Genomic DNA, 22,328 nt, shown 5'->3' with positions numbered 1-22,328 from the left:
AGGCTTCAATGCGTCAAATGATGATGGAAGCTAGAAGCAGTCTGTCTTGCTTAAATACCAATTTTAAGCAACTGTTGAAGATGTTTACTATTAATAAAAATAATCAAAACTGTGAGCAATTTTTAAAATTTTATTGGACCTGTCGCTAGCTATTGACAGGAAATGCTATTATTATTAGGATGAGAACATAAATAGAACATGTGTTTGTTTTTTGGAGGGGAATTTTTTTGACGAATAAACAGTCACCTAGCGTCTATAATGATGACGCTATACAAGTATTAGAAGGATTAGAAGCGGTACGCAAACGACCTGGCATGTATATCGGTTCGACGGATGGCCGTGGACTTCATCACCTTGTGTATGAAATCGTAGATAATGCGGTAGATGAAGCACTGGCTGGCTTTGGATCTCATATTATTGTCACAATTCATAAAGATCAAAGTATGAGTGTACGCGACTTTGGACGTGGGATGCCAACCGGTATGCATAAAATGGGCAAACCGACACCAGAAATTATTTTTACTGTGTTACACGCTGGTGGCAAATTTGGTCAAGGTGGCTATAAAACAAGTGGAGGTTTACATGGTGTTGGTTCTTCCGTTGTGAATGCGCTCTCAACATTTTTAGAGGTGACAATTCATCGCGATGGTAAAAAGTATCGTCAACGCTTTGAGCATGGAGGACAGCCTGTCACAACACTTGAAAATATTGGGCAGACCAAGCAGACAGGAACGCTTGTTCATTTCCTACCAGATGAAACAATTTTCTCTGTCACAAAATTCAATTATGATACGTTAGCAGAACGATTACGCGAATCAGCCTTTTTATTAAAGGGCTTAAAAATTGAATTAATTGATGAGCGCGAGGAGGGCAAGAGCGATGTGTTCTTTTATGAGAATGGCATCGAGGCTTTCGTTGCGTATTTGAATGAGGAAAAAGATGTCCTTCATCCAGTAAAATATGTAGAAGGCGTACAGGATGAAATCGAAGTAGAGTTCGCTTTCCAGTATAACGATGGTTATTCAGAAACGATTTTATCATTTGTTAATAATGTCCGTACACGTGATGGTGGTACACATGAAACGGGTGCAAAGGCAGCATTGACACGTGTCTTTAATGAATATGCAAGAAAAATTGGCTTGTTAAAGGACAAGGATAAAAACCTTGAGGGGACAGATATTCGTGAGGGCTTAGCAGCGATCGTGTCTGTTCGTATTCCAGAGCATTTACTGCAATTTGAAGGACAAACAAAGGGCAAGCTTGGGACAAGTGAGGCTCGTTCTGCCGTGGATAGCGTAGTGTCTGAGCAAATTTTGTATGTGCTAGAGGAAAATGCAGAGTTATCAGCTTCTCTTGTTCGTAAAGCGATTCGAGCGCAGCAAGTGCGTGAAGCAGCTCGTAAAGCGCGTGAGGATGCACGAAATGGCAAGAAAAACAAAAAGGGTAGTACGATCCTATCTGGAAAATTAACGCCAGCTCAGTCACGTAATGCAGCAAAAAATGAGCTGTATTTAGTCGAGGGTGATTCTGCGGGTGGCTCTGCTAAACAAGGTCGTGACCGTACATTCCAAGCGATTCTGCCATTGCGCGGGAAAGTAATCAATACAGAAAAAGCCAAACTACAAGATATTATGAAAAACGAAGAAATTTCAACGATTATCCATGCGATTGGAGCAGGTGTTGGTACGGATTTTGCGGTGGAAGATTCTGCCTACGATAAAGTAGTCATCATGACCGATGCGGATACGGACGGGGCACATATTCAAGTCTTGCTATTAACATTCTTCTATCGTTATATGCGTCCACTTATTGAGTCTGGGAAGGTCTATATCGCACTACCGCCGCTTTATAAAGTCTCAAAAGGTACTGGAAAAAAAGAAATCATTGAATATGCTTGGACAGAAAGCGATTTACAAAAGGCCATCAAAAAGGTTGGCAAGGGTTACATATTACAGCGCTATAAAGGTCTTGGCGAGATGAATGCAGACCAACTATGGGACACAACGATGAACCCTGAAACACGGACATTGATTCGTGTCACAATCGAGGATGGTGCACGTGCGGAGAGACGTGTCACGACGTTAATGGGCGATAAGGTAGAACCACGTCGTAAATGGATCGAAGCCAATGTAGACTTCGGTATGGAGGATGATTCTAACATTCTAGAGAATGAATTCATCCAACAAGAGGAGGACCAAGCATGAGTAGTACAGAAAAGTTCCAAGATTTACCGTTAGAAGAAGTGATGGGTGACCGTTTTGGTCGCTATAGTAAATATATTATTCAAGACCGCGCGTTGCCTGATGCACGTGACGGTCTTAAACCAGTACAGCGCCGTATTTTATATGCGATGTTTACGGAGGGCAACACACATGATAAGCCGTTCCGTAAATCCGCAAAAACAGTGGGTAACGTAATTGGTAACTATCATCCGCACGGCGATAGCTCTGTGTATGAAGCGATGGTACGGATGAGTCAGGATTGGAAGGCACGTCATATGCTCATTGAGATGCACGGGAACAATGGGTCAGTCGATGGCGATCCTCCAGCTGCGATGCGTTATACAGAGGCAAGACTATCTGCTATTGCTGCTGAAATGCTACGAGATATTGGCAAGAAAACGGTCGAGTTTGTGCCAAACTTTGATGATCAGGATATGGAGCCAACTGTTTTACCAGCACGTTTTCCTAACCTTTTAGTCAACGGCTCTACAGGGATTTCCGCTGGCTATGCGACAGATATTCCGCCACATGCCTTAGATGAAGTACTGGATGCTGTGTTGATGCGCTTAGACAAGCCTAATGTTACTGTAGATGAATTGATGACGGTGATGAAAGGGCCTGATTTCCCAACGGGTGGCATCATTCAAGGTGTTGATGGCATTAAAAAGGCGTATGAAACAGGTCGTGGTAAAATCATCGTCCGTGCACAAGCAGTTGTTGAACCAATCAAGGGTGGTAAAGAGCAAATTGTTATCACTGAGTTACCATATGATGTAAATAAAGCGAATCTTGTGAAAAAAATTGATGAGCAACGTGTAGATAAACGACTAGAAGGCATTGCGGAAATTCGTGATGAATCAGACCGTACAGGCTTACGAGTGGTAATTGAGCTGAAAAAGGATGTACCAGGACAAGGAATTTTACAGTACTTGTTTAAAACAACGGATTTACAGGTAGCTTATAATTTTAATATGATTGCCATTCATAATCGTCGTCCTACGATGATGACATTACCATTATTGCTAGATGCGTATATTGCCCATCAAAAAGAAGTGGTAACAAACCGTTCCATTTATGATTTGCAAAAGGCAAAGGACCGTTCTCATATTGTAGATGGATTAATTAAAGCTCTTTCTATTTTAGATGAAGTCATTGCGACGATTCGTTCTTCTAATGATAAGAAGGATGCAAAGCTTAATTTACAAGAGAAGTTTGATTTTACAGAAGTACAGGCAGAGGCCATTGTAAGCCTGCAATTATATCGATTAACGAATACGGATATTACAGAGCTTCGTCAGGAACAGGACGAGTTAGATAAGTTAATTGCGAAGCTAGAGGGGATTCTACAAAGTGAGGCTAAACTTGTGCGTGTTATTAAACAAGAGCTGCTTGATATTAAGAAACGCTTTACAGAGCCTCGCCGCTCGAAGATTGAGCAAGAAATTGAAGAAATTAAAATTACATTGGATGTCCTTGTGCCAAGTGAGGAGGTTGTCGTAACAGTAACGAAGGATGGTTATATTAAACGCACATCCACACGTTCTCATGCCGCTTCAAATGGGCAAGATTTTGCCATGAAGGATTCAGATTATTTATTGTATGAAGCAAACTTAAATACACAGCACCATCTATTGCTGTTCACAAATCGAGGCAATTATATTTATCAGCCTGTTCATGAGCTGCCTGATATACGCTGGAAGGATCTCGGCCAGCATATTTCAAGTATTGTCCCAACAGGGGAAGATGAATCGATTATTGCGGTTTATGGCTTCGAAACATTTGAACAGCCAAATACGTATGTCTTCACAGCCACAAAAGATGGTCAAATTAAGCGCTCACCACTCGCAGACTATGCAGTGACACGTTATTCAAAGCCTATTAAAACGATGAACGTCAAGGCTGGTGATGCGATGATCTATGCCTCGTTTGTAACAGATGGCGTGGAGCTGATGCTCACAACGGATACAGCCTATGCGATTCGTTTCCCAATGGAGGAACTACCTGTGACAGGTGTGAAAACAGGCGGTGTGAAAGGGATCACACTAAAAGATGGAGAAGCCTTAGTTGGCGTCAATGTATTACAGCCTGATGTTACCCAATATGTAGTGATTGTGACACAGCGTGGTGCCGTGAAGAAAATGAATGTCGCTGAAGTTGAAGTAGCAGGTCGTGCAAAACGTGGACTAAAAGTATTAACGGAGTTAAAAGCTAACCCTCACCGAATTGTGGCAGTTGTTCAAGCAACAGACGGGGAGCAGGTTGTGATTGAAACTGAAAAAGGTGTTCAAGAGGTGATAGACGTGCAAGCATTGTCTCGTGCGGATCGCCATTCCAACGGTTCATTTAAAGTGGATATTGCAACAGATGGGGCAATCTCTCATGTTGTCACAGCCAAAAAAGAACAGAAACCAAGCTAAAAGAATGCCCAGTCTCTTAGGAGTGCTGGGCTTTAAGCTCTTTTCAAAAATAGCACCTTGTCATTTAAGTGAAACTATGGGTATAATAATCATCGAAAAGTTCATAGCGAAAGAATGTAGGGGGGCTAGTAATTGCTAGCTGAGATTGTGTCCGAAAGACGCTGACCCTTTGAACCTGATTTGGCTCGTACCAGCGTAGGGAACATCTATTCAAAAAAGCAAAGTTTTGAAGATTGATTGCGATACGTCTGGGAGGAATCCTAGGCGTTTTTTTATGTTTCGAGCAACAACTTGCCAACATTGTATATACGCTTTCTTTTGGTGACAACATTCATTCATGAACACTTTCATATTACAAACTGGGAGGCTTTTGCATGAAGAAATGGTTATTTATTCTAATGGTAGCACTATTAACATTAGCAGGCTGTAGTGACAAGGAGGATAAGCAGGCTGTTGACAAGCTGAAAAAGGTGTCTGTGGTACTGGATTGGACGCCGAATACAAATCATACAGGACTATATGTTGCGAAAAAACTCGGTTATTTTGAGGAACAGGGCTTAGATGTTGATATTATTATGCCTGGTGAGGCGGGCGCAGATCAGCTTGTTGCTTCTGGCAAGGCAGATTTTGGCGTGAGCTATCAGGAAGGCATAACACAGGCACGAGTACAGAATGTGCCGCTGGTCTCAATCGCAGCAATTATACAGCATAATACATCTGGCTTTGCTTCTATTGCTTCAAAGGGCATTACATCGCCAAAGGATTTTGAAGGTAAAACCTATGGTGGTTGGGGTGCGCCATTAGAGCAAGCTGTCTTACAATCACTAATGCAAAAAGAAAAGGCAGATATTAATAAGCTAGATATTGTCAATGCTGGGGATTTAGATTTCTTCACAATGATGGAAAAAGACATTGATTTTGCTTGGATTTATTATGCATGGACTGGTATTGAGGCTGAGCTACGTGGGGAAAAGATTAATATGCTATATCTTACAGAGTATAGTGATCAATTAGATTATTATACGCCCGTTTTAGCTACAAATGAAAAAATGATACAGGACAACCCCGATGTAGTCAAAGCCTTTGTGGCAGCGGCAGCGAAGGGCTATGAATACGCAATTGAAAACCCAAGTGAAGCGGCGGATATTTTAATCGAAGTTGCCCCTGATTTAGATAAAGTGTTAGTGCATAAAAGTCAGGAATGGCTGGCTGATAAATACCAGGATGATGCCAAGCAATGGGGAGAGCAAAAGCTTTCTGTGTGGGAAAATTATGCGAAATGGATGTCTAGCAATCAAGTACTAGAGGGCGAATTTGATGCGAAAAAAGCCTTTACTAATGAGTTCTTACCTAAAAAGGAGGCCAAATAAGATGGCAAATTCATTAATCAGTGTACAAATCATTCCGAAGACAGAGAAATATGAAGATGTTATACCGTATGTAGATGCAGCAATTGCGGTGATCGATGCTTCTGGGGTGAAATATGAGGTACATCCATTGGAAACAACGATGGAAGGTGAGCTTTCAACATTGCTCCAAATCATTGAAAAAATGAATGAGAAGATGATCGAGCTTGGTGCCATCAATGTCATTACACAAGTGAAAATTTTATATCAGCCAACGGGTATTACGATGGATACATTAACGGAGAAATATCAGTAATGAAACGTGCATTACAGAAGGGAAGGACGATAATTTTTATCGCCTTCCTCTTATTCATATGGGAACTAATCGTGCGGTTCGCTGAAGTTCCTCATTGGTTATTACCCGCACCAAGTAGTATTTTATCGGAGGCCATCCAGTCGTATCAAACCTTTCTACCACATGCATTTGCTACGGTACAGCTAGCTCTACTAGGTTTGGCCATTGGCATCGCTTGTGGGCTAACGGTGGCAGTAGTGTTACATCGATTTAATTTTATTCGAGAACTGTTTTATCCAATTCTTATTATGTCGCAGAATGTTCCTATTCTAGTCTTGGCACCGCTACTTATTATTTGGTTTGGCTTTGGCTTATTACCGAAGCTTATCATTATCTGTCTTGTGTGCTTTTTCCCGATTGTCATTGCAGCGATGGATGGATTTAGACAAACAGCTCCAGCATTAAAGCATTATTTTGACATGGTTGGTGCTACAAAGGCACAAACCTTTTGGAAGTTGGAATGGCCTTATGCCTATCCTGCGATTTTTTCAGGCATTAAAATTGCGGCTACATATAGTGTGATGGGGGCTGTGATTGCGGAGTGGCTTGGTGCAAAAAAGGGTATTGGTGTTTACATGACCCTAGCCCAGTCCTCCTTCCGTACAGATCGCGTATTTGTGGCAATTTTTGCGATTGTTCTCTTGAGCTTACTATTGTTTAGCGGTATTCGTTTAATTGAAAAATTTATGGTGAAGGGAAGAGGCTATCATGCTCAGCATTCAAAACATCGCTAAATCCTTCGATGCACTAAAAGTACTTGATCAACTTTCTTTTGACGTAAAGGATGGCGAGTTTGTGGCCATTGTTGGTCCTTCAGGCAGTGGTAAGAGCACACTTTTTCAATTAATTGGTGGTGTTTCGCCAATTGATCAAGGAGCCATTTTACTAAATGGAGAGGATATCCAACGAAAAAAAGGAACGATTGGCTATATGCCACAGCAACCATGTCTATTACCCTGGCGTACAATAGTAGAAAATGTCACGCTTGTAGAGGAATTACAGCATAAACCGAATATTGAACGTGCCAAGGAATGGTTAGAAAAGGTTGGTCTTGCCTCCTTTATCCATGCCTACCCGAACGAACTGTCTGGAGGTATGCAGCAGCGTGTGTCCTTTATTCGAGCAATGGTCAGTGAAAAGCCGATTTTATGCTTAGACGAACCATTTTCTGCGTTGGATGAATTTACTCGACTGGAAATGCAAGCATGGCTTTTATCTATCTGGGAAGAGTATCGCAAATCCATTCTATTTGTTACACATAGTATTGAGGAAGCTCTCTTTTTAGCAGATCGCATACTTGTTTTAACCAAACGTCCAGCAACCGTTAAAAAGGAAATCATCGTGCCATTTGAGAGACCTCGGAAAGAGGAAATTCGACATTCTGCAGCATTCACAGCGTTAAAGCAACAATTATTTATGTATTTACAGGAGGAAAAGGGTGATATGTATGTTGATTGATGCGCATATTCATTTGGATCAGTACACCGATGAGGAAATTCCTTCCTTATTAGAAGAGGTGAAAGCTGTAATCGCGGTTAGCATGCAACTTTCCTCTTGTGAAAGAACGTTGCGTTTATCGAAAAGCTATCAGCAAGTAAAGGCTGCTTTTGGCTTTCATCCTGAACAGCCTTTACTAAGTCCAAATGATGAGACAGCATTATTCGATTGGATTCGTTCGCATCAGGATGACATGGTTGCTATTGGTGAGGTGGGTCTACCTTATTATTTAAGACAAGAGCAAGGGATTGATGAACGTCCCTATGTGGCGTTATTAGAGCGTTTTGTTGTATTGGCGAAGGAACTGGACAAGCCAATTGTGTTACACGCAGTATATGAGGACGCCCATGTTGTGTGTGATTTGCTGGAAAAGCATCAGCTTCACGAAGCCCATTTTCATTGGTTTAAAGGGGATGAAGCTATTGTGAAGCGCATGATAGAGCGTGGTTATTTTATCTCCATAACCCCAGATTGCTTGTACGAAGAGGAAATTCAACAGCTAATTTATGCGTATCCGATTGATTTGATGATGGTAGAAACGGATGGTCCTTGGCCGTTTGAGGGACCGTTTACGAAGAAGCGTACATCTCCCTGGATGATGCACTCAACGATTGAGGTGATTGCCTCCATCAAAGGGCTATCAACACAGGAAGCGGCCAAAATTATTACGCAAAACACGAAAACATTTTATCGGCTTTAATAAGAAAAAGCAGTATAGGTACGAGTTATTCGTCCTTATACTGCTTTTTATATTTCGTATAATCATGCTCTAATTTTTCGTTTTTTGTTTTCGTTAGACGTTCATGTGTACTAAAAGAGATAGATTGTCGATTTTTTTCAACATCTTTACCAACGGTGCGTTTAATGTGCATCCGCTTCTTTTTAGCTTTAGATTGTGACATGAGCATCGCCTCCAATTCATTTTTAATTCTATAGTAGCGAATAGGGGAGAAAAAGTAAAACCTCGTAAGCAAGATACTTACGAGGCTGTCGAGTGTATTAGTGAGATACGTCCTGTACAGAAATACCTGTGTTTGCTTTAACGTCAACTTCACGATACTTCGCATCATCTGTTTCTTTAGAAAGTAATGTGCCGATGAAACCACCAAGGAAACCAAGTGGTACAGAGATTATGGCTGGGTTCGTTAACATAATTAATGGATCACCAACGAAAATTGCCTTACCTTCAACTGGATTCCAAACGTTTGGAGACATAGCAACTAATACTAACGCAGAGATTAAACCTGTTAACATCGCAGTAACAGCACCTGCTGTATTGAAGCGTTTCCAATAAATTGTGTAAATAATAACTGGAAGGTTAGCAGAACCTGCAATACAGAATGCTAAAGATACTAAGAATGCCACGTTTAATGTTTGTGCACCAAGTGCTAATAGGATAGAAATAACAGCGATTGTAATCGAACCGATACGAGCTGCAAGAACTTGCTCTTTTTCTGTAATTTTACCCTTTTTGATAATTTGTCCATAAATATCATGAGATAGGGCAGATGCACCAGATAGTACAAGACCTGCTACTACCGCTAAAATTGTTGCGAATGCTACTGCACAAACGAATGAGAATAGAATGTCGCCACCAAGTGCTTCTGCAAGAAGTGGGGCAGCCATGTTACCAGCAGCGTTTGCTGCGATAATATCTTCTTTCCCAACGAATGCTGCTGCACCGAAGCCTAAGAAAATTGTTAGAACGTAGAAGATACCTACGATCCAAGTAGCCCAAATAACAGATGAACGAGCTGTTTTCGCGTCTTTTACTGTGAAGAAACGCATTAAGATATGTGGAAGACCCGCAGTACCTAATACTAACGCAATTAACATAGAAATTGTATCAAGTCCATTTGTATATTTAAGACCTGGGTTTAAATAAGCAGCACCACTGTCAGTAACCGTTGTCATTTCTTTAAACATTGTAGAGATACTGAAGCCGAACTCTTTTAATACTAAGAACGAAATAATAACTGTACCCAACATTAAAAGACAAGCTTTAATAATTTGTACCCAAGATGTTGCAGTCATACCACCGAATAGTACGTAAGTTGTCATCATGAACCCTACGATTAATACGGCGATCCAATAGTCGATCCCTAAAAGTAATTGAATAAGTGCTCCTGCACCAACTAGTTGTGCAATCATGTAGAATAAAACAATTGTAATAGTGCTTAAAGCAGCTGTTCCACGAACTTTGGCGTTATCAAAACGCGCTGTAATCATGTCAGCTAATGTAAATTTCCCAAGGTTACGTAATGGCTCAGCAACGATATATAATACCACTAAGTAAGCTACTAAATAACCAATAGAGAAGAAGAATCCATCAAATCCAAATAATGCTACAGCACCAGCGATACCCAAGAAGGATGCTGCTGATAAATAGTCACCAGCGATAGCTAGTCCATTTTGCCAGCCTGTTAAGCCACCACCAGCAGTGTAGAAATCACTTGCTGAAGATGTACGTTTAGATGCCCACCATGTAATAACTAATGTTAAACCAACAATGCCTACGAAGAAGAATATGGCTGTAAAACTCATTCCGTTACTCATCGGCGGCCACCTCCGTTCTCGTATTCAGCGATAATCGCTTTTGCTTCTCTATCGAAACTGTTTGCCTTTGCTACATATAAATGACATAACCCCCATGTCATGATGAAGAGACCTGCTGCATAAATCCACACCCAAGTAATTTCCCCAAATGCCTTTTGGTGTAGAATGGTCGTGTACGATGTCAGAATTGGTAACAACATGTATGCCGATAAAAATATGGCAGTTATAGACCAAAGAAAAGAGTTCTTTCTTCGTACAAGAGACTTAAATGATTCCTGATTTGCAATTGAATCATAGTCAATCACGATACCTTTTTTTGCTTGATTGTTCGCCATTAACATTCCCCATTTTGTGTATATTTTTTCTACCTCAAGACTTGATTTTGCTAGTTTAGTGAATTCACATTTTCATTTTATGAAACAGTTCACAAAATTGCAATACATTTCAGAAAAATTATGTAAAAAAAATTTTTCAGAAAATACTCCTAAGTGAGAAAAAATGGCGCTAAGCCAAGAATATAAAGGGTTTTAGAAAATTCAGATAAATAAATGAAGTGAAGAGAAATCTAGATTCTTGACAAAAAACGAAGGGTAAATTTACAAAAAAATCTTGTTTTTTCAATTAAAAATAAACACTATTTACCTAGTGAAAATTGGATTTTTTCTGTTTTTTGGAAGTAAAATAATATTGTTCGATAAATAAATTGGTAGATATTGAATAACAAAAAAGGCGAAAAACTCGACCAAAAATCGAATTTTTTGCCTATTTTTTTGCATTTTTTGAATTAGGATTCATTATGCAGGAGGTGTATAAATATTAATGTGAAATATCAGAGACAGACACACCTGTATTTGCTTTCACACGAATTTCTTTATAAATACGTTCTGCTTCTTCCTGTGGTACTTTGTTAGATGAAAGGACAGTACCTAGGTATCCAGCAATAAAGCCTAATGGAATTGTAATAATCGCTGGAACAGCAAGTGGCACAAGTGGTTGTCCAACAAAGATTGCTGCACCTTCAACAGGGCTCCACACATTCGGTCCCATTGCTCCTAAAATTAAACATGATACTAGCCCCGTTACCATCGCAGTTACAGCACCTGTAGAATTAAATTTCTTCCAATAGATTGTATAAAGGATCACAGGTAGGTTTGCTGATGCACCGATACAAAAGGCGAATGACACTAGGAATGAAACGTTTAAGTTTTGTGCAAACAGAGCGAGAATAATAGACACGATCGCAATCGAGATAGAGCCTGTACGAGCTGCTACTACCTGTTGCTTCTCTGTTAATTTACCACCCTTAATGATTTCTCCATAAATATCGTGAGAAATGGCAGAAGCTCCTGTTAGTACTAAACCAGAAACAACAGCTAAAATAGTCGCAAATGCCACTGCTCCGATAAATGCCATCAATACATCTCCACCTAAGTAATGCGCAAGAAGCGGAGCAGCTGTATTACCAGCCTTACTTTCAGCAAGAATTTGATCTAAACCTACAAAGTTTAATGCACCGAACCCTAAGAAAATTGTTAATGAAAAGAAAATAGCTGTAATCCAAGTTGTCCAAGAAATAGAGGCACGTGCTGTCTTTGCATCCTTTACTGTAAAGAAACGCATTAAAATATGTGGTAAACCAGATGTTCCTAAAACTAAAGCCATCATCATCGAAACCGAGTCGATTGTGCTTGTATACTTAATTCCAGGTACAAGGAACTTTTCGCCATGATCTACTGCAATTGTGTCGAACATCTTCATAAGAGAGAAGTCAAATTTCATTAGCACTAAAACCGCTAATAGACCTGTCCCGAATAATAATAGACTTGCTTTAATGATTTGCACCCAAGAAGTCGCTGTCATACCACCAAACAATACATAAGTTGTCATCATAACACCGACAATTAATACGGCAATCCAATACTCAATACCGAATAATAGCTTAATCAATGCACCAGCACCTACTAGCTGTGCAATCATATAAAGAATTACGATAATAATGGTACCAGACGCTGCCACACCACGAATTCGTTTTTCATTGAAACGAGCCGTTAACATATCTGCTAACGTGTAGCGGCCTAAGTTTCGCATTGGCTCAGCAATGACATAAAGCAGTACTAAATTCGCTACTACATAGCCCACAGAGAAGAAGAAACCATCAAAGCCAGTTAAGGCAATTGCACCAGATACCCCAAGAAAGGCTGCTGCAGATAAATAGTCACCAGCAATCGCAAAGCCGTTTTGCCACCCCTTTAAACCACCGCCCGCAGTGTAAAAATCAGCCGCAGAAGATGTACGCTTTGCTGCAATATAGGTAACAACAAGTGTTAAGCCAACAATAGCTAAAAAGAAACCTATGGATACGATGTTCATTTATTTTCCACCTTTCGCCTGATACTCTGCAAGAACAGCAGCTGCAGCTTTATCGAATGAAGCAGCTTTTTTTACATATACTGTACAAAGCACAATGGTCATGATAAATAACCCTGCAGAATAAACCCATACACCCGTAATATTTCCGAAGAATTTTTGTTGTAGTACAGGCTGGAAAGCAAGAATCGGAAGCAGGATATAAAGAATTAAAAACACTGCTGTAATTGAGAAAAGAAAGGTATTTTTCTTTTTTACAAAGCTATTAAACGATTCCATTGCTTCAATTGCATGATAATCAATTGATTGGGCCTGTTTTTTGCTTGAAACATTCGCCATTATTATTCCCCCTAAAGTTATATATTTCTGTTTTAAACGACATATTTCTTTTTCGTTCGTCGTTATATTCACTTATTTTATGGGGGAGATTCCTATAATGCAATACTAAATTTTGATTTTTTATAATTTTTAGTCACTTCTATTTTGAGGAAATAACATAGAAATAATAAGGATTTATTAGAAAAATTCCGTTTAAAAGAGTGTGTGGTTTTCTGATGAAATAATATTGTTAAAATAGTTTGTTGTTGATAAAAATGAATGTAGGAGAAAATACAAACATAAAAGAGAATTTTCTGTATTTTATTATTCCGCTATTAAATTCCAGGGTAGCTTGTTAAGTAGAAATAATTTGTTATATAACAATTATCTGAGATTTTGGGAAATAACGAAAATGATAAAAAAAAGCTATGAAAAAATTTTTAAAAAGGATGTGTTATTTGGAAGAATTAGTGAGGCGGAATTCCAGAATCAGTTAATGTTCACATGTTATACAAATAGCCATCTGGGTGTAAGTCCATTATCTTGTGTTTAGCTTCTATAATGAATAAAATAAGGTGATGAAATGAAGGGAAGTGGGCACCACTAATGACAAAGAAAAGTATATTGCTAGTTTTAGTTCTAGCATTTAGTAGCATTCTAGCTGCTTGCGGTAGTTACAAGTTTGAACCAACATTAAATCTCGAGGTTCAAGATTTCACAGTAACGAATCAAAAAAATGAACAAGTGACCCTAGATGATCTTAAAGGTAAGCCTTGGTTAGCCATGTTTATTTTTACAAACTGTACGACAATCTGTCCACCCATGACATTTAATATGACAGAAGTTCAACAAGCACTACAGGATGAAGGCCTTGAAGATTATCAAATTGTGGCATTTAGCGTGGATCCAGAAGTGGATAAGCCTGATGTTTTAACAAATTACTTAAATACGTATAATGTTGTAGATGAAAGCAAATGGCAGCTACTAACGGGCTATCAACAAAAATTCATTGAACAATTTGCACGTAAATCATTTAATTCATTAGTTAAAAACGATCCTAACTCAGACCAAGTCATACATATGTCGAGCTATTATTTAGTAAACGCAGACGGCACAGTTGTAAAAGACTATGATGGCGCGACAAACGTACCAGTTGAAACAATTGTTGGAGATATGAAAGCTCTTATTAAGGAGAGCAAATAACACAGAAGTCCATGTGACTTTTGTGTTTTTTTATGGAAAGAGGGGAAAGTAAGATGTACGCCTTTAAAAAATCATTCGTCTCGATTTACTTTCCCAATATTGCACCGAATATGGCAATATTGTCTCGTTTTATGCAGCAATGGTTCATTAACTTAAACTATTCAACTGATTAGTAAGAGGAGGGATTTAAATGAATTAACAAGACCTGCTTAACTTGATTAAGGAAGACTTTATAAATTCTCAAAAGGTACTATTAGCAATTGGTGATGAAACCAGACAAGCCATTCTAATGGTATTAATGAGCACAGATTGTCAAACGGGATTGCGTGTAGGTGAAATCACAGAACAAACGCATTTATCTCGCCAGCTGTGTCACATCATCTTAAGATTTTGCGAGATGCTGGTGTTATTTTAATGCGCAAAGAAGGTACAAAAAACTTTTACTATATAGATATACGGACAAAACTAGGTTCGTTAAAAGATCTTGTTTTGGATATTGAGACGTTGTTAACGGAATTTTATTGACAATATAGTAGGTTATCTGGAGGAATGAACGATGAAAGCAATGGTGATCGATCAATATGGCAAAGCCCCAATGCACATGGCAGAAGTGCCTACACCTGAAATAAATGAATATGAGGTACTTGCTGAAATCCATGCAGCAAGTATTAATCCGATTGATTTTAAAATCCGTGATGGGAAAGTAAAGCTGTTAATCCACTATAAAATGCCACTGATCCTTGGAAATGATTTTTCAGGAGTCGTCGTAAAGGTTGGCGAAAAAGTGACGCGCTTTAAAGTAGGAGATGCAATTTATGCACGTCCAAGGAAGAGTAAAATTGGTACTTTTGCGGAATATATCTCGATTCATGAAGATGACATAGCCCTAAAGCCTAAAAATTTGAGCTTTGAGGAAGCTGCATCAATCCCACTGGTTGGCTTAACGTCATACCAAGCTTTACATGACATCATGCAATTACAAAAAGGTCAAAAGATTTTAATTCATGCTGGCTCTGGTGGTGTAGGTACCTTTGCTATACAACTAGCAAAAGTAATGGGCGCCTCAGTGGCAACAACGGCTAGCGAAGCTGGTGCAAACTTAGTTACATCTTTGGGTGCAGATAAAGTGATTAATTATAAGAAAGAAAACTTTGAAGCTATACTGAAAAATTATGATGCAGTCTTTGATACGCTTGGAGGAAAGACCTTAGAAAAATCTTTCGAGATTATCAAGGATGGTGGAAAAATTGTCTCCGTATCAGGCAGGCCGAATGCTCGTTTCGCCAAAGAATATGGTTCAGGATTTTTCAAAACATTATTATTTTCAGCAGCCAGTCATAAACTGACCTCACTTGAAAAGAAATATCATGCTCAATATTCCTTCTTATTTATGAAACCTAGTGGCGAGCAATTACGCATAATCGCCGATTTAATTGAATCTGGTAAAATCAAACAAGTCATTGATAGAACTTTTTCATTTGAAGATGCTCAAAAGGCGATGGAATATGCGGAGTCAGGTAGAGCAAAAGGGAAGATCATCGTAAAAATGAAATAGCCTTTATGTTGTATTTTAGCAAAGTTTAAGTGAAAAGTACGTAATAACCACAAACCTCAAATAAAATAAGAGGCTTCTGCTTTTGTAGGATAGATGTAGTCCAATAGTGAGATGAGCGATGGTTCACCACTTGCGTTCTTTGAAGGCAAATATAGCAAAGTTAGTCAGCCAATAAGCTTATAATTACCTATCTCCTAAAAAATAGCACCATCGTTTGAGCATTATTTGTTCGAACGGTGGTTTTGTCTTTGTTTAAGTGGAAAATGGATTGCTTAATTGCTGTTGTTATGGACGTTTTTATTCAATCCAAAGGTTGATAAAATCACATCATACTACAAGTAGGAGTGATAACAATGGATAAGGTACGTTATAAAGTAAGAGAAGTGTTGGACAAGAACAAAATTGATGCATTTTTGCAGCAAGCTCGCATTGGGCATTTGGGTATGGTTGATGGTCATCTGCCATATGTTGTCCCCCTTAATTTTGTGTGGACAAATGGAGTGCTTTATTTCCATGGAGCCACTGGCGGGAGACGAAATCAAGTGATGGAAGAGAATCCAGAGGTTTGCTTTACGGTTTGTGATGAATATGGAACCATTACAAATCCAGTACCTGCAAAGACGGACACGGCTTATATGAGTGTCATGGTTTTTGGCAAGGCTCAGCCAATTTTCGATTTGGATGAAGCGACACACATGTTGCAAGAAATGATAAATAAATATGTACCTGGTTACTATAATCGCCCCTTATCCCAGCAACACGTGGACAAATATCGATCAGCCGTTTTCGGAGGGCCTGTTCAAGTTTACCGTATTGATCCTCAACATATTACCGCGAAAGAAAATCCAATTGCCTTAGGGGAGATGTTCAATATTGAGAAAATCCCACATACATAGTATTGGTTTTCAGAAATTAGTACATCAAATCACTGCAAGCACCACTAACTCTAGTCAGATATGTAGCTTTGGAATAAAGATGGATTAACCAATAGCCCTTAATCCTTATCTAATAGCAACATCAAAACCTCCATTTTGAAAAATTGATCAAAATGGAGTTACTCTCTTTAGATAAGTATGAGATTTTTATAAAAAAGTTTGATCATTTTTCAGCTATGTTGTTCCTCAATTGCGCCCTATTATTGAAGAATAAGCTATTGCATGATGTCCTCGTATTGTTCAGTAGTTTTTGGATTAGCAGTAAGCTCGCTATGCAAATCTAAATTAATAATCGAAACCGTAATTATATGTTAAGATTGACTTATATAAAATAAAAGGAATGATCTTATGAAAAAAGCAGTCCAATTAGCTTCCTAAAATTATCTAGATTTTAAATTTTAGGAGGCTTTATAAGATGAGATTCAATAAAATTGATATTAATAATTGGGAACGAAAAGAAATTTTCAATCATTTTTTAAATCAACAAACGAGCTTTAGCATCACCAGAACTATTGATATTACCGAACTTTATAAAATTACAAAAGATAAGGGATATAAATTCTATCCTGTATTCATCTTTTTAATTACTCATGTAGCAAATTCAAATAAACATTTTAGAATGAACTTTAATTCTGCTGGAGAGTTTGGATACTGGGATAAGGTAGTCCCAATGTATACTATCTTTGATAAGCAATCAGAGTTATTTTCAGCCATTTATACAAATACAGATGAAGGTTTTAAAAAGTTTTATGAGAACTATATTTCCGATACTGAGAAGTTCAATGGTAAAGGAAAGCTTTTTCCTAAAACACCGATCCCTGAAAATGTCGTCAATATTTCTATGATTCCATGGACTTCTTTTACTGGTTTTAACTTAATCGTGAATAATAGCCCAAATTATTGTTTGCCGATAATCACTGCAGGTAGGTTTATCAATAAAACTAGTAATATTTATTTACCTTTATCCTTGCAGGTTCATCATTCTGTCTGCGATGGTTACCATGCAGCACTATTTATGGATAGATTTCAGACTCTTGTAGAAAATAAACTAGAGTTTCTTGTATAAATTAAACACGAAACACTGACTAATTTCTTTTAGTTGGTGTTTTTTACTAACCTGCACCTAAAACAAGGTAGTATATGTGCCTTATTTTGTATTCCTTGTATCAGATTATTGTCTATATGCTTTCCTCCTATGTCCACTCAAGTTACTGAACAATTTCTTTCAAGTATGCAAAACCACTTTTAAAGATGTTAATTAAAAAGACACAAATCCTTTTATAAGAATTGCGCCGGATTGTAGAAGGTTGTGATTCAACTAAAGCCCTCGTTACTTCCATATAACAAATTACTAAATGTCAGTTGATAGTTTTGAGCATATTTATTCCCGCTATTTCAAATCCGAGTTCCTCATATAGTTTCCTAGCCCCTTCATTACTTCCAAAAACATGAAGTTTGAAGTAATAAATTCCTTCCCGTTCTAACCACTCCTCAACATTTTTCATCACTCTAGTCCCGAAACCTTTACCTCTGTATTCTTCAAAAATAAAAATCTCATAAAGAAATGCACTTTTCTTTTCCTTTTCAACCTTTATCCAAACAAATCCAATTAACGAATCATCTTCATATATATTATATAAATGATGATTAGAGGTTGCTATTCCTTGAGGAAGTAGATTATATAACTGTTTACGTGCTTTTGAAAGCGGATCTTCGCTACTTACCTCATGGACATTTTCTGATTGAACTTTGCTATATCTCTCTACCTTATCTTCTAAATAAATTGTAAATTCTTTTTCTGACATTTTCTTTAAGACAATATCCATTTTAATCTCCTATTTTGAATGACTTGTAAAAAAATTGATACACTGAACTGTTCAGTAAATTTATGCGAACTTTCTACAAATATATCTATATTTTAACATTCATACTAATTTATTTGTGTAGTATTACTCCACAATCTGGCCCTTTAATGATAACGAGCACTGATTCTTATTACAGAATCGCGCCCGATTGCTTGTTAAAGTAAGCACGCCGTTAGGTAAAGAAGATTTATAATTAAAGTAAGTGTTTTTGAATAGATAAGGTGCTTTCTCCATCAATTTCGAAGGCAGATGATCCATTTGAAAAAATGAACTATTTATAATGCTAAATTGTTACTTGTGTAGAAAACGGAAAAGGAGGTGGGAATGTGGAACAAATTAGCGATGAAAGGGTCTTGTTTCAAACATATTATAAGGACGTCTTCAGAGCTTGCTATTACATGCTTCAAAATAAATACGATGCAGAGGACCTTTGTCAGGATGTATTTGCAAAAGCTTTGAGTGAAGATTTCCAATCTATACAAAATCAAAAATCTTGGCTACTTAGTATTTCTATGAATATGTCTCGAAATTATTTAAAGAAAATGAAAAGACTGCTATTAAAAGAAAATTTTGAATTCCTATCATTGATGCGAGTTGACAAATCCCAAAATATTGAGCGTACAATACAGCTCAATGAAAATAAAAGTGAGTTAGTCGACTTAATGAACAAATTGCCTGTTCGTATACGGAAGGTAATGATATTGAAATATGTGCATGATTGTAAAGATAGAGAAATCGCTGAAATTCTAAAAATCCCTGAGGGAACGGTTAAATCGAGGCTTTTTAAAGGTAAAAAATTAACGAAAGAGTTTATCCAAGTAGATGAAAATTTGTTATTTGAATGGAGGGATCATCGTGAATAATATGGACGATTTAATGAAAGAAAAAGTGAAGTACGATCAAGTAGATTATCCTAATGAGAATGAAATGTGGAGTAAAATCATCCGTAAACAACAAAATCAAAATTATAAAACTAAAAAACATAGCTATAAACCACAAGTTATATTAACCGCCATTATGTTCACAATTGTTTTATCAGCCACACCTGTATTTGCTAAATATACAACAGAAATCTTGGACTGGATGCGAAATATGAATAGAACAGGCATTATTACTTCTTTAGAAAATGGCTTTGGACAGGAAGTCAATAAAACTGTAGAAAACGAAGCTGGCGTATTAAATATCCATAATGTAATTTCAGATCAAAATGGTACTACTATTAACTTTAGCTTAGATATAGATCATGATTATCCAATCGATGCAGCAGATTTCGAACAAGCATCACTCAAAATAAATGACGGAAAAGAAATAAAGTTGGAGGCTAACGCAGTATATAATCAGGAAACGGATCAATTAGTAGGGATTCTACATACAGATGAGGGAATCCCGCACAACAGCAATGTCACACTTCAACTTGGAGGTGTAAAGGAGACACAGTTGAAAAGTGTAGAGTTAAAAGATGTGGTTCAATCGAACGCGTTCCCTGAAAAAATTACTATTAATCAAGATGGAATATCACATATAGAATTCACTTCAAATGGATATCAAAACGGGCAATATACATTGGATTATCTTATCGATCTGGAGGAGTCCAATAACATAGAAAACGCATATTTATCTTATAAAATTCAAGGTGAAAACATTGCGAGTTTTGGCGTTACTCATAAACGTCCAAAACCAAATGTCATTAAAAGTAGTGATTCACTAGAAATTCAAAAAGAAGTGGTAGAAAAATTAGGGGTATTTTTAAGTTATACTGATACAGTAAGTTATAAACCAGATACGTGGAGCCTGGATTTCCAATACAATCAGGATCTTGCTAAAAAATCTACATTTGTTATGGATATAGACGAAACAATTGAGATAGGCTCTCAGCAACTTCAATTTAACGAGCTTGTTATTACACCGAGTGAAGTAAAGCTTTATTTTGATGAAAAATATATAGATTCTAATTCTAATATAGCTCATTTCAACTATCGTCAGTTTAAATTACGAATTGGCGAACAGGAATTATCGGGAAATAATTTTAAAGATTATATTTCTTTTGAAACACTGGGGCTGATAAAGGATATTACGAATAAAGAAATTTCTCTTACTTTAAATGATGCGAAGATTTCTTATGAAGCTGGAAAGCAAGACAAAGTAGAGCTAAGAAATATTTCTGAAGTTCCAAAGACTCTAAATGCAGAATTAAACGGGTATCCAATTGATATTACCTACTATACGAAAGGTAATGATTTAATTGTTGAATCAGAAAGTAAGAACGAGCAATTTGGAGGTATCACACAAAATGTTATTTATGAGAATGGCAAAAGAATCTTTGCTGAAACTCGTTCTAATGACGGAGTGTTAAGAACACACAAACAAGTAGAAACATTTAAAAATATAAAAGAAAAAGATATTACATTAAACTTCTTCCTTTATACTGTCAATGAGGATCGAGCGAAAACTATTGTTTTACAGTAAATCGTTTGCAGTATAACTTCTTTCAGCAAATATTTTATGTAACGTAAGTGAAACGGCAGTTACAAATGTTTTATGTAACGTAAGTGAAACGGCAGTGACAAATATTTTATGTAAGTCTTTTCGTAGCGACAGTACACAACTGCTTGGTGTTTTAACTGTAAGTCATCTAAAGGTAACGCTACTTGAAGGCACATGATAATAAAAGAATAATTCATTTGAGTATAAAAAAAGCGTGTTTTGATTAATTCAAAATACGCTTTACTATTTCTTTGGTTGTTGTTTTCGAAAAGATTATTGCTTTTCAACGCTTAACGCATCTAAACGAACGATTTTTGTTTGCTCTGCTTGTGTTTATGTATCGTAAGCTTTGCCTCAAAAAGCTTTCCACGACCGCTAAATACAATATATCATATCTGCATCTAATTGAGGAATTTTTCTCTTTAATTTGACTGTTCAACAAACCATCAGAATAGGTGCATTTGTTGTAATCAATATTCAGCTAGGATTAACTAAAAACGAGACAAATAAAAACACCTTTCGTTATAAAAAGGTATTGAATAATCAATGAGGATGTTTCTATAGGGACAAAAGTATGTTACAAACTATATGGCCTTTTCATGAAAAAAGACGCATTCTTAATTAAAGAATTGCGCCCGATTGTTGAAGATCGGTTTTTCAATTAAATGCCCTATAATTTTCTTCGTTTGTTTTTCAAGTCATTTATTTTAATAACACCATAATAAACAATCCAAAATAAGAGAATTATAAATACAGAATAATTCTTTTTACTTTCAGGCAATAAAATTAAAGTTACAATATATATAAGAACACTAGGAACAAGTAATACCCAATACAATTTTCGTCTATTCATTTAAAATCACTTCTCCTCCAAGACAATCTATTGACAGTATAGTTCTTGCACAAACAACCCTAATAAAGGAATTTTAAATATATTATACCATTAACAAAAAAGCTCCCAAAGCGTCCTTTGGTGACCTTAATTGTTATTCAACAATCTGGCCCTTTTCATGAAGAAAGACGCTTTCCTAATTTCAGAAAAGTGCCCGATTGTTGAAGATCGTTTTTGAACTAAAGCACCTGGTTAGTTCAATAAGAAAAAAAGAGCTGCATACGCAACTCAATTATTTTTAACTAATTCTTAATATATATTTACCCCTATAATATATGTCAATTCATTCATAGATTTGTTATTTATAGTTTTCAAG

Annotated in this window: 19 protein-coding genes, 1 pseudogene and 1 riboswitch; of the genes and pseudogenes, 14 read left to right on the top strand and 6 right to left on the bottom strand. The window is 37.2% G+C overall.

The genetic code is table 11. The annotated features are described in order from the left end of the window. Window positions 1-227: 227 nt before the first annotated feature. The 7 genes from parE to JIN86_RS00070 all read left to right on the top strand — a co-directional run bounded on the left by parE (window position 228) and on the right by JIN86_RS00070 (window position 8,537). Complete coding sequence (parE, locus tag JIN86_RS00100) at window positions 228-2,204, top strand: DNA topoisomerase IV subunit B (protein WP_004227922.1); 1,977 nt, start codon at window positions 228-230, stop codon at window positions 2,202-2,204. Then, window positions 2,201-4,639, top strand: coding sequence for a DNA topoisomerase IV subunit A (gene parC / locus JIN86_RS00095; protein ID WP_202340949.1), 2,439 nt, complete (start codon window positions 2,201-2,203; stop codon window positions 4,637-4,639). Before parE ends, parC begins: the two co-directional genes overlap by 4 nt. A gap of 108 nt (window positions 4,640-4,747) precedes the next feature. Beyond that, window positions 4,748-4,858: riboswitch (TPP riboswitch) on the top strand. Between the two features lie 155 nt (window positions 4,859-5,013). After that, a complete protein-coding gene (locus tag JIN86_RS00090; RefSeq protein WP_202340948.1) occupies window positions 5,014-6,009 on the top strand; it encodes an ABC transporter substrate-binding protein in 996 nt (331 codons plus the stop codon). 1 nt (window position 6,010) lies between these two features. Beyond that, window positions 6,011-6,301, top strand: a complete 291-nt coding sequence (locus JIN86_RS00085) for a thiamine-binding protein (RefSeq protein WP_004227928.1) — start codon at window positions 6,011-6,013, stop codon at window positions 6,299-6,301. Further along, window positions 6,301-7,074: an ABC transporter permease gene (locus tag JIN86_RS00080; protein WP_004227931.1), complete on the top strand. Its 774-nt coding sequence runs from the start codon at window positions 6,301-6,303 to the stop codon at window positions 7,072-7,074. The genes JIN86_RS00085 and JIN86_RS00080 overlap by 1 nt, the downstream gene beginning before the upstream one ends. Next, a complete protein-coding gene (locus JIN86_RS00075) occupies window positions 7,049-7,798 on the top strand; it encodes an ABC transporter ATP-binding protein (protein ID WP_004227933.1) in 750 nt (249 codons plus the stop codon). The genes JIN86_RS00080 and JIN86_RS00075 overlap by 26 nt, the downstream gene beginning before the upstream one ends. After that, window positions 7,788-8,537 (top strand): TatD family hydrolase, encoded by a 750-nt coding sequence (locus JIN86_RS00070; RefSeq protein ID WP_202341396.1) that lies wholly within the window; start codon window positions 7,788-7,790, stop codon window positions 8,535-8,537. Before JIN86_RS00075 ends, JIN86_RS00070 begins: the two co-directional genes overlap by 11 nt. Before the next feature lie 25 nt (window positions 8,538-8,562). On the opposite strand, the gene JIN86_RS00065 is transcribed toward JIN86_RS00070, so the two are convergent. The 5 genes from JIN86_RS00065 to JIN86_RS00045 form a co-directional block, all read right to left on the bottom strand. After that, complete coding sequence (locus JIN86_RS00065) at window positions 8,563-8,739, bottom strand: hypothetical protein (RefSeq protein WP_004227938.1); 177 nt, start codon at window positions 8,737-8,739, stop codon at window positions 8,563-8,565. Window positions 8,740-8,836: 97 nt separating this feature from the next. Beyond that, window positions 8,837-10,381 carry a solute symporter family protein gene (locus JIN86_RS00060; RefSeq protein ID WP_202341395.1) on the bottom strand — a complete coding sequence of 515 codons (1,545 nt, stop codon included), beginning with the start codon at window positions 10,379-10,381 and terminating at the stop codon, window positions 8,837-8,839. An 8-nt stretch (window positions 10,382-10,389) separates the two neighbouring features. Continuing rightward, window positions 10,390-10,728 carry a DUF485 domain-containing protein gene (locus JIN86_RS00055; protein WP_004227943.1) on the bottom strand — a complete coding sequence of 113 codons (339 nt, stop codon included), beginning with the start codon at window positions 10,726-10,728 and terminating at the stop codon, window positions 10,390-10,392. Between the two features lie 481 nt (window positions 10,729-11,209). Continuing rightward, window positions 11,210-12,763, bottom strand: coding sequence for a solute symporter family protein (locus JIN86_RS00050; RefSeq protein ID WP_004227944.1), 1,554 nt, complete (start codon window positions 12,761-12,763; stop codon window positions 11,210-11,212). After that, window positions 12,764-13,099: a DUF485 domain-containing protein gene (locus JIN86_RS00045; protein WP_004227946.1), complete on the bottom strand. Its 336-nt coding sequence runs from the start codon at window positions 13,097-13,099 to the stop codon at window positions 12,764-12,766. A 585-nt stretch (window positions 13,100-13,684) separates the two neighbouring features. Between JIN86_RS00045 and JIN86_RS00040 the strand changes: the two genes are divergently transcribed. From JIN86_RS00040 to catA, 5 genes and pseudogenes are all read left to right on the top strand, one after another. Beyond that, on the top strand, window positions 13,685-14,281 hold the full coding sequence (locus JIN86_RS00040; protein ID WP_004227948.1) for an SCO family protein: 597 nt from the start codon (window positions 13,685-13,687) through the stop codon (window positions 14,279-14,281). 205 nt (window positions 14,282-14,486) lie between these two features. Beyond that, window positions 14,487-14,806, top strand: a pseudogene (locus JIN86_RS00035) (ArsR/SmtB family transcription factor). Between the two features lie 31 nt (window positions 14,807-14,837). Then, window positions 14,838-15,836, top strand: coding sequence for an NADP-dependent oxidoreductase (locus JIN86_RS00030; protein ID WP_202340947.1), 999 nt, complete (start codon window positions 14,838-14,840; stop codon window positions 15,834-15,836). Window positions 15,837-16,189: 353 nt separating this feature from the next. Beyond that, the gene (locus JIN86_RS00025) at window positions 16,190-16,732 is read left to right on the top strand and encodes a pyridoxamine 5'-phosphate oxidase family protein (RefSeq protein ID WP_004227952.1); all 543 of its coding nucleotides are present in this window, start codon (window positions 16,190-16,192) and stop codon (window positions 16,730-16,732) included. Between the two features lie 454 nt (window positions 16,733-17,186). After that, window positions 17,187-17,837, top strand: a complete 651-nt coding sequence (catA, locus tag JIN86_RS00020) for a type A chloramphenicol O-acetyltransferase (RefSeq protein ID WP_202340946.1) — start codon at window positions 17,187-17,189, stop codon at window positions 17,835-17,837. A 292-nt stretch (window positions 17,838-18,129) separates the two neighbouring features. Here catA and JIN86_RS00015 read toward each other — a convergent pair whose 3' ends face one another. Beyond that, window positions 18,130-18,597 (bottom strand): GNAT family N-acetyltransferase, encoded by a 468-nt coding sequence (locus tag JIN86_RS00015; protein WP_202340945.1) that lies wholly within the window; start codon window positions 18,595-18,597, stop codon window positions 18,130-18,132. Window positions 18,598-18,962: 365 nt separating this feature from the next. Here JIN86_RS00015 and JIN86_RS00010 point away from each other — a divergent pair, with 365 nt between their 5' ends. Beyond that, window positions 18,963-19,499, top strand: coding sequence for an RNA polymerase sigma factor (locus JIN86_RS00010; protein WP_004230443.1), 537 nt, complete (start codon window positions 18,963-18,965; stop codon window positions 19,497-19,499). A 1-nt stretch (window position 19,500) separates the two neighbouring features. Further along, entirely contained in the window at window positions 19,501-21,102 is a 1,602-nt protein-coding gene (locus JIN86_RS00005; protein WP_237497116.1) for a DUF4179 domain-containing protein, read from the top strand. The last annotated feature ends 1,226 nt before the right edge of the window (window positions 21,103-22,328 follow it).

The sequence above is a fragment of the Lysinibacillus sp. HST-98 genome, from assembly GCF_016757845.1.
Taxonomy (GTDB): domain Bacteria; phylum Bacillota; class Bacilli; order Bacillales_A; family Planococcaceae; genus Lysinibacillus; species Lysinibacillus capsici.
Note: the sequence above shows the minus strand (reverse complement) of the source record. Positions and strands in the feature narration are given on the sequence as shown.

Bases quoted from the DNA above. Each gene is read 5' to 3' on its own strand.
- parC (WP_202340949.1), top strand. From the start codon at position 2,201: ATGAGTAGTACAGAAAAGTTCCAAGATTTACCGTTAGAAGAAGTGATG.
- JIN86_RS00090 (WP_202340948.1), top strand. From the start codon at position 5,014: ATGAAGAAATGGTTATTTATTCTAATGGTAGCACTATTAACATTAGCA.
- JIN86_RS00085 (WP_004227928.1), top strand. From the start codon at position 6,011: ATGGCAAATTCATTAATCAGTGTACAAATCATTCCGAAGACAGAGAAA.
- JIN86_RS00080 (WP_004227931.1), top strand. From the start codon at position 6,301: ATGAAACGTGCATTACAGAAGGGAAGGACGATAATTTTTATCGCCTTC.
- JIN86_RS00075 (WP_004227933.1), top strand. From the start codon at position 7,049: ATGCTCAGCATTCAAAACATCGCTAAATCCTTCGATGCACTAAAAGTA.
- JIN86_RS00070 (WP_202341396.1), top strand. From the start codon at position 7,788: ATGTTGATTGATGCGCATATTCATTTGGATCAGTACACCGATGAGGAA.
- JIN86_RS00065 (WP_004227938.1), bottom strand. From the start codon at position 8,739: ATGTCACAATCTAAAGCTAAAAAGAAGCGGATGCACATTAAACGCACC.
- JIN86_RS00060 (WP_202341395.1), bottom strand. From the start codon at position 10,381: ATGAGTTTTACAGCCATATTCTTCTTCGTAGGCATTGTTGGTTTAACA.
- JIN86_RS00055 (WP_004227943.1), bottom strand. From the start codon at position 10,728: ATGGCGAACAATCAAGCAAAAAAAGGTATCGTGATTGACTATGATTCA.
- JIN86_RS00050 (WP_004227944.1), bottom strand. From the start codon at position 12,763: ATGAACATCGTATCCATAGGTTTCTTTTTAGCTATTGTTGGCTTAACA.
- JIN86_RS00045 (WP_004227946.1), bottom strand. From the start codon at position 13,099: ATGGCGAATGTTTCAAGCAAAAAACAGGCCCAATCAATTGATTATCAT.
- JIN86_RS00040 (WP_004227948.1), top strand. From the start codon at position 13,685: ATGACAAAGAAAAGTATATTGCTAGTTTTAGTTCTAGCATTTAGTAGC.
- JIN86_RS00030 (WP_202340947.1), top strand. From the start codon at position 14,838: ATGAAAGCAATGGTGATCGATCAATATGGCAAAGCCCCAATGCACATG.
- JIN86_RS00025 (WP_004227952.1), top strand. From the start codon at position 16,190: ATGGATAAGGTACGTTATAAAGTAAGAGAAGTGTTGGACAAGAACAAA.
- catA (WP_202340946.1), top strand. From the start codon at position 17,187: ATGAGATTCAATAAAATTGATATTAATAATTGGGAACGAAAAGAAATT.
- JIN86_RS00015 (WP_202340945.1), bottom strand. From the start codon at position 18,597: ATGGATATTGTCTTAAAGAAAATGTCAGAAAAAGAATTTACAATTTAT.
- JIN86_RS00005 (WP_237497116.1), top strand. From the start codon at position 19,501: ATGGACGATTTAATGAAAGAAAAAGTGAAGTACGATCAAGTAGATTAT.